This is a genomic window from Prodigiosinella confusarubida (assembly GCF_002847015.1).
Classification (GTDB): domain Bacteria; phylum Pseudomonadota; class Gammaproteobacteria; order Enterobacterales; family Enterobacteriaceae; genus Prodigiosinella; species Prodigiosinella aquatilis.
Window position 1 is genome coordinate 358,790 of sequence record NZ_CP025085.1, and the last position, 14,014, is coordinate 372,803.

At 51.3% G+C, this 14,014-nt stretch carries 13 protein-coding genes; 5 read left to right on the forward strand and 8 right to left on the reverse strand.

What is annotated here, in order from left to right; all coding sequences use genetic code 11:
- Nucleotides 1-56: 56 nt before the first annotated feature.
- Nucleotides 57-731: a YitT family protein gene (locus CWC46_RS01655; protein WP_237160200.1), complete on the forward strand. Its 675-nt coding sequence runs from the start codon at nucleotides 57-59 to the stop codon at nucleotides 729-731.
- Here CWC46_RS01655 and CWC46_RS01660 read toward each other — a convergent pair.
- A complete protein-coding gene (locus tag CWC46_RS01660) occupies nucleotides 719-1,630 on the reverse strand; it encodes a LysR substrate-binding domain-containing protein (protein ID WP_021013899.1) in 912 nt (303 codons plus the stop codon). The two genes, CWC46_RS01655 and CWC46_RS01660, sit on opposite strands and share 13 nt — an antisense overlap.
- A 121-nt stretch (nucleotides 1,631-1,751) precedes the next feature.
- Here CWC46_RS01660 and CWC46_RS01665 point away from each other — a divergent pair, with 121 nt between their 5' ends.
- Nucleotides 1,752-2,543 (forward strand): YqcI/YcgG family protein, encoded by a 792-nt coding sequence (locus CWC46_RS01665; RefSeq protein WP_021013898.1) that lies wholly within the window; start codon nucleotides 1,752-1,754, stop codon nucleotides 2,541-2,543.
- Nucleotides 2,543-3,181: a LysE family translocator gene (locus CWC46_RS01670; RefSeq protein WP_021013897.1), complete on the forward strand. Its 639-nt coding sequence runs from the start codon at nucleotides 2,543-2,545 to the stop codon at nucleotides 3,179-3,181. The genes CWC46_RS01665 and CWC46_RS01670 overlap by 1 nt, the downstream gene beginning before the upstream one ends.
- A gap of 259 nt (nucleotides 3,182-3,440) precedes the next feature.
- Here CWC46_RS01670 and gorA read toward each other — a convergent pair whose 3' ends face one another.
- Complete coding sequence (gorA, locus tag CWC46_RS01675; protein WP_021013896.1) at nucleotides 3,441-4,790, reverse strand: glutathione-disulfide reductase; 1,350 nt, start codon at nucleotides 4,788-4,790, stop codon at nucleotides 3,441-3,443.
- Nucleotides 4,791-4,940: 150 nt separating this feature from the next.
- On the reverse strand, nucleotides 4,941-5,783 hold the full coding sequence (locus tag CWC46_RS01680) for a 23S rRNA (adenine(2030)-N(6))-methyltransferase RlmJ (RefSeq protein ID WP_037381025.1): 843 nt from the start codon (nucleotides 5,781-5,783) through the stop codon (nucleotides 4,941-4,943).
- A 429-nt stretch (nucleotides 5,784-6,212) separates the two neighbouring features.
- Between CWC46_RS01680 and prlC the strand changes: the two genes are divergently transcribed.
- Nucleotides 6,213-8,255 (forward strand): oligopeptidase A, encoded by a 2,043-nt coding sequence (prlC, locus tag CWC46_RS01685; protein WP_037381022.1) that lies wholly within the window; start codon nucleotides 6,213-6,215, stop codon nucleotides 8,253-8,255.
- Nucleotides 8,252-9,013, forward strand: coding sequence for a 16S rRNA (guanine(1516)-N(2))-methyltransferase RsmJ (gene rsmJ, locus CWC46_RS01690; protein WP_021013893.1), 762 nt, complete (start codon nucleotides 8,252-8,254; stop codon nucleotides 9,011-9,013). Before prlC ends, rsmJ begins: the two co-directional genes overlap by 4 nt.
- Before the next feature lie 261 nt (nucleotides 9,014-9,274).
- Here rsmJ and CWC46_RS01695 read toward each other — a convergent pair whose 3' ends face one another.
- Genes CWC46_RS01695 through CWC46_RS01715 form a run of 5 tightly spaced genes read right to left on the reverse strand, consistent with a single transcriptional unit; the run spans nucleotide 9,275 to nucleotide 14,000 of the window.
- Nucleotides 9,275-10,234, reverse strand: a complete 960-nt coding sequence (locus CWC46_RS01695; protein WP_021013892.1) for an isoaspartyl peptidase/L-asparaginase family protein — start codon at nucleotides 10,232-10,234, stop codon at nucleotides 9,275-9,277.
- A 40-nt stretch (nucleotides 10,235-10,274) separates the two neighbouring features.
- Nucleotides 10,275-11,096, reverse strand: coding sequence for a M55 family metallopeptidase (locus tag CWC46_RS01700; protein WP_021013891.1), 822 nt, complete (start codon nucleotides 11,094-11,096; stop codon nucleotides 10,275-10,277).
- Between the two features lie 10 nt (nucleotides 11,097-11,106).
- Nucleotides 11,107-12,165 carry a DmpA family aminopeptidase gene (locus CWC46_RS01705; protein WP_021013890.1) on the reverse strand — a complete coding sequence of 353 codons (1,059 nt, stop codon included), beginning with the start codon at nucleotides 12,163-12,165 and terminating at the stop codon, nucleotides 11,107-11,109.
- A 9-nt stretch (nucleotides 12,166-12,174) separates the two neighbouring features.
- On the reverse strand, nucleotides 12,175-13,071 hold the full coding sequence (locus CWC46_RS01710; protein ID WP_021013889.1) for an ABC transporter permease subunit: 897 nt from the start codon (nucleotides 13,069-13,071) through the stop codon (nucleotides 12,175-12,177).
- Nucleotides 13,072-13,079: 8 nt separating this feature from the next.
- On the reverse strand, nucleotides 13,080-14,000 hold the full coding sequence (locus CWC46_RS01715; RefSeq protein WP_021013888.1) for an ABC transporter permease: 921 nt from the start codon (nucleotides 13,998-14,000) through the stop codon (nucleotides 13,080-13,082).
- Between the last annotated feature and the right edge of the window lie 14 nt (nucleotides 14,001-14,014).

Consider the following 14,014-nt stretch of genomic DNA (forward strand, 5'->3'; position numbering starts at 1 on the left):
TAAGTCACTTTCAATTTAGTGAGGTTATCTATACCGTGCTAAGAATCCTGCGGACAGTGCCTGACATTAAAAAAAAGTCGGCGACGTCCCACACGCTGAAAGATGATATCTACGGTTTGGCGCTGGGTGTGCTATTTATTGCCGTCGGCCTGAATATGCTGAAACTTTCCGGCATGATTACCGGTGGTATCGCTGGTATTGCGTTGTTGATTTCCTATTTTATACCCCTGCCCATTGGTATTATTTTTATTATTGCCAATATTCCGTTCATGATTTTCTGTTATTTTTCGATGGGTAAGGGTTTTACGCTGAAAACCCTGCTCGTCAATATTGCACTCAGTATCCTAACCCAGGCCATTCCTCATCTGATCGTCATCAACTATATCCATCCACTGTTTTCCGCGCTGGTCGGCGGAACATTCATCGGGATGGGGATACTGTCTCTCGCCAGACATAATGCCTCTGTCGGCGGCACAGGCGCGATCACACTCTGGTTATATAAACGCTTCAATATCAATGCCGGTAAAACCCAGATGCTGCTGGATGTGCTGGTATTTCTGGTGTCACTGGCAAAAATGCCCGCGATGCTGCTGTTCTGGTCAGCCATCAGCGCGCTGGCAATGAATGCCATGTTGATGAATTGGCACAAACCGGGACGCTATCAGGGAAGTAGCGAAGCATCGGAACAAGTAGGCAATAACCCGTCAGAAAATCGCAGTCAGCGTAAATAAACGATATCAGGCCATGTTATGGCTGGCACTTGCTCTTTCAGAAAGGCATAAAGCTTATCGATGTTAGATCTGCGAGGCGTATTTTCCGGCCATACCAGATAATAACCATCACCCGTACTAACTGCCTCATTAAAAGGCGCCATCAACACCCCTTGTTTTAGTGCTTGAAGACTAAGCACAAGGTCACCCACCGATACACCATGTCCGCTGATGGCAGCCATATTTCCCTGTTCCAACGTGTCAAACACCATACCGCGATGAATATTGATCTTAAGTTCATCACCTGCTCTTTTTAACCAACGCCGCCAATCTCTACGATCGGGCGAGGGATGAATTAATTCGCACTGATGAAGGTCAGATTTACTATTAAGTGTCAGGGTTGGCGAACATACCGGAATCAGCAACTCTTCAAATAGCCTGGCACTGATCGTGCCTTCGCCAAAATGCCCATTACCCAGCAAAATTGCACAATCATAAGGCTCGTTAGAAAAGTTGATCGTATCGAAATCCATCCAGACACTGGAGATCTGGACGTGAATAGATGAGTTTTCCTCACTAAACGCCGGTAAAATACCCAACAACCAGCGCATTGTCAGTGTGGAAGGCGCCTTTAACCGCAGATCACTGCTGTTACTACGGAAAATCTCACAAGCCTTCTCTAGCGTATGGAATCCTTCCCGCAGTTGTTGTGCCAATATTCTACCTGCTGTGGTTACTTCTACACGGGGCCCGATCCGTATAAAAAGCTGACAGCCAAAATCTTCTTCCAGTGTTTTGATATGTCGGCTGACTGCACTGGGAGTAATTGATAACACCTGCGCTGCCTGGGTAAAGGAAGAGTACCTTGCTGCCTGTTCGAAAGCCCTTAACGCATAAAGTGGAGGAAGCCTCCTGACCATCACAGACTCCAATAATGAGTTTTACTCATAGTAAACGACACTTTTTCCCGTTTTTCAACTTTATCAGTTCCCCTGATAATTACCCTACATTGATGAATGTCTTACTTAAGGAAAAAGAACGATGGAATTAAAAATTACCGCTGGCAAACTGCATCAACAGTCTGATATTCAGATGATCGCAAGAGATTATCTCCCAGGACAAATGCAAGAAGATTGGTCAATTAAGGCTTATAGTGAATTCAACAATATACTGAATAATGGTCATTTCCCTTGCCTGTTTGGCAGACATGCTTTTAAAAACACATCATTAATATTCACCTTTGTAACACAACAGAATCCGCAGTCAGACCTGATAAACAGTATGATGAATTATACGAAATTCGTCAGGGACGTTCCGGTTAAACAGCGTTTATATAGTCCTTTGGTATTATTTTTCGAAAAACAAGATTTTCAGTGTCTGGCTCAAGAACATGCATTTGCATGGTCTCAGCTTCAGATGATTCACGATAACGATCCCGCCAACTGGCCGGACAACATACCATCAGAGCCGGATAATCATCTATGGTCATTTTGTTTTAATGGCATCGAACTCTTTATTAATATAAGTTGTCCACATCATCTAAAACTTAAAAGTCGTAATTTGGGTAGTCATATCGTTTTTATTATTAACCCGAGAAAAAACTTCGATATTCTTGCAAGTAACCAAGATGAAAAGGGTATAAAAGTCAGAGAACGAATCAGAAATCGAGTTTGCAATTATAACAACGGTATTGTGCCTGATGAATTGGGATTCTTTGGTAGTTCCCATAATTATGAATGGAGACAATATCAGTTGAACGAACCCGGTGATACTGTCTTGCAACGTTGCCCTCTCGTCATAAAACCCAAAAAAAATAACGAGGAGATCGCGTAATGAATATTCCACTACTGACACTGTATGTGATATCAATTTTTTTGCTAATCATTACTCCGGGCCCGGTTGTAGCGCTTATAATTAATACAACTTCTCGTTGTGGTCATCGGCGCGCCATTCTCACCAGCATTGGCACAAACTGGGCTTCTCTACTGTTAATCGCCATCGCAGCAATGGTCATTGCTGGCGTATTTTCAATCAGTAGAACATTTCTTAATATTATCAGCCTGACAGGCTGCTTATTTCTAGCCTACATTGCACTGCAATCTTTGTATCAGGATTTCAGAAAAAATAATACAACTGGAAATACAATATCAGATTCAATCCATTCTGAGCAGACCAATACCGGTTTTATTAAAGGATTTTTGGTTGGTATCTCTAATCCCAAAGATATTATTTTTTTCATCTCATTTTTTCCACAGTTCACTGGTATCACTCGCTCTTTCAGTATCAGTATGGTGGTGCTTTCCAGTGTGTGGATAGTTATGGATTTCATGATATTACTTTTTTATATTTTCATCACAAAAGGGACGTTTTTCAGCCGAAATAAAAGGAAGGTTTCTATAACTTCATCCATTTTTTTACTATTGGTGGCGATAGCCGGTTTTACTTATACCAGTCATGAGCTGCTCTGCTAAAATGGACAACATTAATTAGCCTCAATATCTTTTCACGGTATTCCCTGGGGATGACATTTTTAGCTCTGCGAATTTTTTGAGATCTCGCTTTTTGATCCCGGACTCAATTCAGTGTCACCCATAAATCAGGGTGCTTCGTCAGGACTGCAATTTCACCCGTCGTAAAAAAGGTCAGGATACCGAAGTACCTGACCTGATGATTGAAACTTCCAGATTTTGATCGCTAGAAAAGCTGCACAAGTAGCTTTTCTACACACCATCACCTCATAGTAACGAACTCTTCTGATGCCGTCGGGTGAATCGCTACGGTGTTATCGAAATCCTGTTTGGTAGCGCCCATTTTCACCGCCACCGCAAAACCTTGCAGCATTTCATCCATGCCAAAGCCGATACCATGTATGCCGACAATCTTCTCTTCCGGCCCCACACATACCAGTTTCATACGACATGGCTGGCGGTGTTGGGTCACGGCGGTATACATCGCCGTAAACGATGATGTGTACACTTTCACCTGATCGCCATACTGCTGGCGCGCCTGAGGCTCGGTCAGGCCTACGGTACCAATCGGCGGATGACTGAACACCACAGTCGGAACATTGGTGTAATCCAGATGCTCGTCCGGTTTGTTGTTAAACAGACGTTCAGAGAGACGACGACCTGCGGCAACAGCCACTGGCGTCAGTTCCACCGCGCCAGTATTGTCACCTACGGCATAGATGTTCTGCACATTGGTATTCTGGAACTTATCCACCGCGATGTAGCCCTGTTCATCCAGCGCAACACCCGCCGCCGCCAGATTCAGCTTATCGGTAGCTGGCTCACGGCCAATCGCCCAGATCAGGCAATCCACTGTATGTTCTGCGCCATTTTCCAACTGTAGCGTCAGGCTGTCATCCGCGTTTTTCACCACCGCTTTGGGAATCGATTCGGTATACAGCGTCGGGCCTTCGGTGTTCATCACTTCCAGCAATGTATCAACAATCAGCGGATCAAATTGACGCAACGGCGCGTGCTTACGTACAAACAGGTGTGTTTCTGCACCCAGTGCATTCAACACACCGGCAATTTCTACCGCGATATAACCAGCACCCACCACCGCTACGCGTTTCGGCAGCGCTTGTAGCTCAAAGAAACCATCCGAATCGATACCATATTCCACGCCGGGAATATTCGGATGGGTAGGACGTCCACCGGTCGCGATTAAAATATGCTCGGCGGTGATGCGCTCACCATTTACTTCTACGGTGTGTGCATCCACAAAGCGGGCGAACCCCTGAATCACATCAACGCTATTTTTACCCAGCACATTGTCGTAAGACTGATGAATCCGGTCGATATAAGCACTACGATTTTTAAGCAACCTATCCCAGTTGAAATGATTCACCGTCACGTCAAAACCGTAATCCGGGCCATACTGATGAATCGCTTCTGCTATCTGCGCAGCATGCCACATGATTTTCTTCGGCACACACCCGACATTAACGCAGGTGCCGCCCAGATATTTCGCTTCAATCAACGCACATTTCTTCCCATACATGGCCGCACGGTTAATCGAAGCAATACCGCCACTGCCGCCGCCAATGGAAAGGTAGTCGTAATGTTTAGTCATCAAGGGATCCATGCTTATGCAAATAAAAAGTTGCTTAGAGTGTAACGCCAGTGATCGCCTTCTCGCAAAGGCCACTTTTGTTATTGCTGAAATAGGGCAATGCTATCCGCTCCGATATTGAACACTGACAGACGTCGAATTTATGGTCATTTATTCAGGCACTACCCATTCCACTCGCGTATGACCCGTACCGGCCGGTACCAACACCTGATGCAACCACGGCAGCACACTTTTCATTTGCGCTTCCAGTTTCCATGGCGGATTAATCACGATCATACCGGAAGCTGTCATACCGTGCCGATCGCTATCTGGCAGCACCGCCAGTTCAATTTGCAGGATGTTACGGATACCGCTGGCTTCCAGATCTTTCAGTAGCCGTTTGATATGCTGGCGCAGCACCACCGGGTACCATAACGCATATGTGCCAGTGGCGAAGCGTTTGTGCCCTTCTTTGATCCCTTCCACCACAGCCTGGTAATCGGTTTTCAGCTCATATGGCGGATCAATCAGAATAAAACCACGGCGCGACAGCGGCGGCAATTGGGAGCGCAGTTGCTGATAACCATCGGCCTTGATGACACGGGCGCGGGAATCTTTCTGAAACTCATTACGTAACAGCGGAAAATCACTGGAATGCAGCTCGGTGAGATGAATTTTGTCCTGCTCACGCAGTAACTGACGTGCAATCAGTGGTGAACCGGGGTAATAACGCAACTGACCGTTCGGATTATAAGTACGCACCACGTGCATATAGGGATCGAGCTCGGCGGGAATATCGTCACGCTGCCAGATTTTGGCAATCCCTTCCAGATATTCTCCGGTGCGCTCGGCATGTTCGCTTTTCAACTGGTAGCGTCCAGCACCCGCATGCGTATCCAGATACAGAAAGGGTTTTTCTTTTTCCTTCAGCGCAGTGATGATCAGGCTCTGAACGGTATGCTTCACGACATCGGCATGATTGCCAGCGTGAAAACTGTGACGGTAACTTAACATAGTGGTAATGGCTTTCCGATGACTTGATATAAACAAAACAGAGCCTGCGCGGTCCAGACTGCTGACGAACTCACGAACATACGTACACATCATTCTAATAAAACAAAAAATTCATTTTGAATCAATGCATTAACTACTAAGACAGAAAAGCATTATTGGCACAGTATAAACTGTCGGGTGCACAAAATAACCCGCCAATACCGATATACAGCGCTTTTCCTGAAGTTTTGCGCATTTCCCCGCATTCTAAGGTAAAAACCACCAAAAACATGTGCGGTGTTTCGTCACATGATGGAAGATGCTTTCGGGGTGGCTTTTCAGCCATTGATTTTCACAATCTTTGACCTCATCTTAGTGGTTAATCCGCAAGTTATGTCAGCCTTGTCAGTGACAGGACAAGGAATCATCAACGCTATTCAGGACTGCGCCATGACCAATCCATTACTTACCTCGTTTACCCTGCCGCCTTTCTCCCGGATAAAAACGGAAGATATTGTGCCTGCCATACAGGCCGCACTGGATGACTGCCGTCAGGCGGTGGAGCAGGTTGTCGCACAGTCAGGACCTTTTACCTGGGAAACCCTGTGCCAGCCACTGACTGCAAGTGATGACCGACTGGGACGCCTCTTTTCGCCTGTCAGTCACCTGAACTCGGTCAAAAACAGCCCCGAACTGCGCACTGCCTATGAACAGTGTCTGCCGTTACTCTCTGAATACAGTACCTGGGTAGGCCAGCACGCCGGGTTGTACCGTGCTTACCGCGACCTGCGTGACGGTACACACTACGCGGCACTCAGCGTGGCACAGAAAAAAACCGTGGATAACGCGTTACGCGACTTCGAACTGTCCGGTATCGCCCTGCCCGCCGACCAACAAAAGCGCTACGGTGAAATCACAGCACGTCTGTCCGAATTGGGGTCGCTCTACAGCAACAATGTGCTGGACGCCACTATGGGTTGGTCCAAATTGATCACCGATGTCAGCGAGCTGGAAGGATTGCCGGAAAGCGCGCTGGCAGCAGCCAAAGCGCTAGCGGAGAGCAAAGAACAAGATGGCTGGCTGCTGACGTTGGATATCCCCAGCTATCAGCCCATTATGATGTACTGCGCTAATCAGGCATTGCGTGAAGAGATGTACCGCGCTTACGCCACCCGCGCTTCCGATCAGGGGCCGCATGCCGGTAAGTGGGATAACAGTGAAGTCATGGCCGAGGAACTAGCGCTACGCCACGAACTGGCGCAACTGCTGGGTTTCGAGAGTTTTGCGCATAAATCCCTGGCCACCAAAATGGCGGAAACACCACAGCAGGTTATCGACTTCCTGACCGATCTGGCCAAACGTGCCCGTCCCCAGGGGGAACAGGAATTGGCGCAACTGCTCGCTTTCGCCAAAGAACATTATGGTGTGGAAGAATTGCAGGCCTGGGACATCGCCTACTACAGCGAACATCAAAAACAGCACCTTTATTCCATCAGTGACGAACAACTACGCCCTTACTTCCCTGAATCACGCGTACTAAAAGGGTTGTTTGAAGTCGTGAACCGCCTGTATGGCATCCGTGCCGAAGAGCGCATGGACATCGACGTATGGCATCCGGAAGTCCGCTTTTTCGATCTGTTTGATGAAAATGGTGAACTGCGTGGCAGCTTCTATCTCGACCTGTATGCCCGCGAAAACAAACGCGGTGGCGCCTGGATGGATGACTGTGTTGGTCGTCTGCGCAAAGACAACGGCGACATCCAGAAACCAGTGGCATACCTGACCTGCAACTTCAACCGCCCAGTTAACGGTAAACCAGCGCTGTTCACCCATAATGAAGTGACGACGCTGTTCCATGAATTCGGCCACGGGCTGCACCATATGCTGACTCAAATCGATACCGCTGGTGTCGCTGGCATCAACGGTGTGCCATGGGATGCGGTCGAGCTACCGAGTCAGTTTATGGAAAACTGGTGCTGGGAACCTGACGCGCTGGCATTCATCTCTGGTCATTACGAAACCGGAGAACCTCTGCCACAAGCGATGCTGGATAAAATGCTGGCGGCCAAAAACTATCAGGCTGCGCTATTCATCCTGCGTCAGTTGGAATTCGGCCTGTTTGATTTCCGCCTGCATACCGAATACGACCCGGCCAAAGGTGCCCGTATCCTGCCGACACTGGCCGAAATCAAGGCGCAGGTCGCCGTCGTACCCAGCCCAAGCTGGGGCCGTTTCCCGCACGCATTCAGCCACGTGTTTGCCGGTGGTTATGCTGCTGGTTATTACAGCTACCTGTGGGCAGATGTGCTGGCGGCTGATGCCTATTCCCGTTTTGAAGAGGAAGGTATTTTCAACCGCGCTACCGGCCAATCATTCCTGGATAACATCCTGTCTCGTGGTGGTTCGGAAGAACCGATGGAACTGTTTAAACGCTTCCGTGGTCGTGAACCGAAACTGGATGCCATGCTGCACCATTACGGCATTAAAGAGTGAAGATTGGCTTGTTGACCGAAGAGGGTGCCGACAACGGCCCTCTCAACGCATTAGCCGAGCGATGGGGATTAGTTGTCGATCCAAACGCCACAATAGCACTGGTGTTAACGCCACAACGGCTAGAGTTGCGCAAACTGGATGAACCAAAACTTGGGGCAATTTACGTCGATTTTGCCTCAGGAGCCATGACGCACCGCCGTCGCTTTGGCGGTGGCCGCGGCGAAGCGGTTGCCAAGGCGGTAGGGATCAAAAAGAATTACCTGCCGGATGTCGTGGACGCCACCGCCGGACTGGGGCGTGACGCGTTTATATTGGCATCACTGGGTTGTCGTGTGCGCATGGTCGAGCGTAACCCCGTCGTCGCCGCGCTGCTGGATGATGGTTTACAGCGCGGTTATCGGCATCCTGAGATTGGTGGCTGGTTACGTGAACGCCTGACGCTGATCCATGCTTCCAGCGTGACCGCACTGGCCGCCATCACCCCACCGCCTGACGTGGTGTATCTAGACCCAATGTTTCCCCACCGACAAAAAAGCGCGCTGGTGAAAAAAGAGATGCGAGTGTTCCAGACACTGGTCGGCACCGATGACGATGCTGATGCGCTACTGGCGCCGGCGCTGGCGCTGGCGAAAAAACGCGTGGTGGTCAAACGCCCCGACTATGCCCCGCCGCTGGCCGGTATCCCGGCACAATCCGCGCTGGAAACCAAAAGCCACCGCTTTGATTTTTATCTGCCACAACCACCTCACCACGAGTGAGGTGACCACGTTTGATAACAAACATTCTGATGCCAACCCCTCCCCCCTTTTACAAGGGCAGGGGTAACACCATGATCTAAATCGGGTTAACGCCGCCCTTGAAAAAAGGGAGGAGGTCATAAATGGCAAAGCAACTAACTTAGTCAGATATCAGAACGCACGTCGATAGGTCATAGCGGCGAAACCACTGGAATGACACTCAGCACTGGTGAGCCAGGTATCCCAGGCTGAGGCACAACATTATCATCACACTCGTGACGATTATTTGTAGATCCCCACCGTCGGTGTGCCACCCACATAAGCGTAACCGCGGTACATACCTTCACTGTTAAACGGCAAAGCAATATTGCCATAGCGGTCAACGGCAATCAGGCCACCGCTACCACCCAGCGCATGTATTTTTTCCATCACCACCCGCTCTGCTGCCTGCGGCAGTGGCATATTGCCGTATTCCATCAAAGCCGATACGTCATAGGCGGCTACCGTGCGCATAAAGACCTCACCGGTACCAGTACAGGAAACCGCGACAGTCTGGTTGTTAGCATAACAACCCGCGCCGATAATCGGTGAGTCGCCAACACGCCCCACTTGCTTATTGGTCATGCCGCCAGTCGATGTCGCCGCCGCCAGATTGCCCTCAGCATCCAGCGCCACCGCACCCACAGTGCCGAATTTGTGATTGGGATCGATAGGTTCATCACTGCCTGACGCGCTTTGTCCATCATGATCCAGCACGACTTTGCCCGCGCCTTGCTGGGCATTCAGCAGTTGTTGATAGCGCTCTTCGGTAGAAAAGAATGCCGGTTCCACCATCTCCAGCCCTTGCTCACGAGCAAAAGCTTCAGCACCAGCTGCGGTAAACATCACATGCGGGCTGCGCTCCAGCACGGCCCGGGCCGCGAGTATCGGGTTACGAACATGACTGACACCAGTAATGGCACCAGCATCCAGTGTGCGACCATCCATCATGCTGGCATCCAGTTCATGCGTACCCGAATGGGTAAACACTGAACCTTTGCCGGCGTTAAATAACGGACACTCTTCCAGTAGACGAACCGCCTCCGTCACCGCGTCCAGCGCCGTACCACGTTGGGCCAGGATCTCCTGACCACGGCTGATAACCGCCAGCAGAGCCGCACGATAACGTTGTTCTTTATCATCACTCATTGATGAGCGGGTCAGCGCCCCTGCGCCGCCGTGGATCACAATAACCGGTTTCATTGCATTTCTCTTTTTCAACAGATGAGATTATCGCCAAACATTAATTCTGCGTGGTAGCCAGATAAGAAAAAGCACACAACAGGCTGATAATACCGACCATGGTCTGGCTGGTGTAAGTCACCGTAATCGCATCCTGACGCTGCACGCCGGGGATCAGGCAGAACAGATCCGCCAAAACTGGTTTGGCTACCATCATTTCCAGTTGATACGGTGCCTGTATGCGCGATGTTTTTTCCCGGTGCGCCTTCTGTACCGCTTGTGTGGCGGCGATACGGATAGCCTGGCGGGCCGCTTCCGGGCTGAGGGACTCTGCGGCAGTCTGGGAAATAGCCCGTTTCACGCACACATAATCCGCCGCCGGGTAATAATGTGAAATCCAGTGTTGCAGGGTGTCGTCACCGCTCACCAGCCACAGTGGGGTATTCAGCTCGTCCCCGGCAGCGGCATAAATATCGCTTTCGCCCATGACTTCGCCATTGATTTTTACCCGGTAGAAAGCACGGCCATTAATGGTGTGCGCCAACACACCAAATTCGCCGGCGGCACTGTGATAACCGATGAACATCAGGCCATCGAACGGCTGCTGTTGCAGCCCTTCCACCATGGATAATCCACGCGGTTTGCCCTGTACCAACCGGGCACGTGCATCGATATTCTCTGCACGCAGATTGGTCATCGCTCCATGGCTGTCGGCAACCACCACTTCGGTGGCACCACCGGCAAACGCGCCGTCAATGGCAGCGTTCACTTCTTGTTCCATCAGCCCGCGAGCGAGCTGATATTCCGGATTGCCGGGGCTGCATTGCTCCGGACGCATCACACCGGCAATACCTTCAATATCCGCTGAAATAAAGACTCTCATGACTCGTTCCTTAATCGGGAAAAACCTGTACCAGACGATCCAGCACCTGCGTCAGTGTGGGTCGATAATGTCCGCGAAAACCCGTCACCGCTTCTGCCTGTAGCATGGCATCCAGCACGGCATGTTCGGTCGCATCGGCGGCGGCACTCAGTAAGGGTTCAAGCCGGGCATCATCCGGTGGTTGTGGTATCAATCGGGTGGAAAAAGCCACCGCGATATCACCGGAACCGTGGCCCCAATAGCTACCGAGCCGACCCAGTCCGGCCCCGGCGCGTTTGGCAATGCGGCTGAGCTGACGCGCATCGAGTGGTGCGTCAGTTGCCATAATAATGATGATCGATCCAGCATCCCGCTGCGGTGTCAGCTCTGGCAGCAGCGGCGCGATAACATCTCCGGCCTGTACACCGTCCAGTGTCAAGGCGGAGAGCGTGCCGAAGTTCGCCAGAACCAGCACGCCCAGCGTGGCGTCAAGATCCGGAATCAGGCGTGACGCAGTACCGATGCCACCTTTCAAGCCGAAGCAGCTCATACCGCGACCAGCACCGACACTGCCGCGTGCAAACGTTGCAGCAGCATTATTCAATGAGGACTGCGCCATTGATTCCGTCACCGCCAGGGCCTGAATATCATTCAGCCAACCGTCGTTGCACTCCAGCGCCAGTGGATTAACGGTGGGCAGTTCACGGCCCAGTTCCGGGTTTTTATGAATAGCGTCCCGCACCAGCGTGGTAAACAGCGTGCCAACCGACAACGTATTGCCGAGTAGAATGGGAGTTTGCAACTGGCCCAATTCTTCAATCTGTATCAAGCCCACTGGTTTGGCAAAACCGTTGAGTACCGCCGCGCCGCAAGGCAACGGTTGAAGAAACAGATTATCGCCGGACGGAACAATGGCGGTGACACCAGTCTGAATCCCGCCATCCGCCAACGTAACATGACCAACACGCACCCCGGCAACATCGCTGATACTGTTGCCCGGCCCGCTGATACCTCGCGGGGAACCCAGTCGGCGCTCATCGCGCCAGCGTTGCAGCAGTGGGGCCAGTCGTGCCTGTTGGTAGCAAGTCATGTCGATATCTCAGCTTTTCAGTTTTGGATCCAGCGTATCACGCAGCGCATCACCCAGCAGGTTGAACGCCAACACGGTGAAGAAAATCGCCAGACCGGGGAATACGCTGACATGCCACTGTCCGGCCATCATCGAGCTGCGGCTCATGGCCAGAATGTTGCCCCATTCCGGCACATCCGGTTCCGGGCCGAGGCCGATAAAACTCAGGCTGGCCGCCGTGATGATGCTGGTGCCGATACGCATGGTGAAATAGACGATCACATTGGACAACGTACCCGGCAAAATATGACGCAACAGGATAATACGATCCGGCGCACCGGCGCAGCGTACTGCCTCCACATAGGCGGCTTGTTTGAGCGACAATGTGGAAGCGCGCACAATACGGGCAAATACCGGTACGCTGAATACCGCCACCGCAATAATCACGTTATTCAGACCTGGCCCGAGGATGGCGACCACCGCAATCGCCAGCAGCATGCCGGGAAAAGCGAATAGCACGTCCGCACCACGCATGATCAACATATCCGCCCAACGGCCGTAGTAGCCGGCCAGCAGACCGAGCACAATGCCCACCAGCATACCCAGCGTGACAGAGAAAATACCGATATACAGCGAAATCCGTGCGCCATAAATGATACGGCTCAGCACATCGCGCCCCAGATCATCGGTCCCCATCCAGTGGCTGAAAGACGGTGGTGAGGAGAGCGCCATCCAGTCCGAGTCCATCGGGTTATAAGGTGCCAACCAGGGCGCAAAAATCGCCATCAAGACCAACAGCAGAATAAATCCACCGGAAACCAGCGCCGTCGGATTGCGAATAAAGGCGTGAAAAAAATCGCTCCACGGTGAACGGATAGAGCTTTCGTCAAGAGATACCGCCACAGCGGGCTCAGCAGGAAGATTCATCGCAGCTCCTAACGTAAGCGAATTGCCGGATTGACCACCGCATACAGCAGGTCTACCAGCAGATTAATAAAAATGAACTCAAACACAAATAACATCACCAGCGCCTGAATAACCGGCTGGTCTTGTGTTTTGATTGATTCGATCAGTAACCAGCCGAGTCCCGGCCAGTTGAATACGCTTTCCACCACAATCGAACCACCGAGCAGAAAACCAAACTGCAACCCCAGCATGGTGATCACCGGAATCAACGCATTACGCATCACGTGTTTCCAGGTCACCAACCGGTTGCGCAACCCTTTAGCGCGGGCAGTACGCACATAGTCTTCTTGTGTCACTTCCAGAAAGGCGGAGCGGGTGAAACGAGCCATTACAGCCGCCACCGAGGCACCCAGCGTCAACGCAGGCAGAATAATGTCCGACGGGCGGTTGTAACCGCTGACAGAGAACACCCCAAACGGCATGGCAACAAACTGAATCAGCAGCAAGCCGAGCCAGAACGGCGGCATGGAAATCCCGCCTACCGCCATACTCATCAGCGACCAATCCTGCCATTTTCCGCGTTTAAGGGCGGACACCACACCGATCAGCAGACCAAGCACCACCGACCAGGCGAACCCGGCCAGGGCCAGCCACATCGTGGGCATAAAACTCTTCTCGATCACGCTCAGCACCGGTTGCTGGGTACGATAAGTGACACCCAGATCCCCATGCGCCATACCGCTCAGCCAGTGGATATATTGCTCTGGCAGCGGGTCATTCAGCCCCAGATGTACGCGGGCCGCTTCCACCGCTTCAATCGGCGCATCAGGCCCGGCGTAAGTTCGTGCCGGATCGCCCGGCAACAGTTTTATAAAACCGAACACCAACAGGGAGACCACCAGCAACACCGGGATCATTTCCAGCAAACGTCGGACAAAATAAGCAAACATGGCGTTCTCCCTGC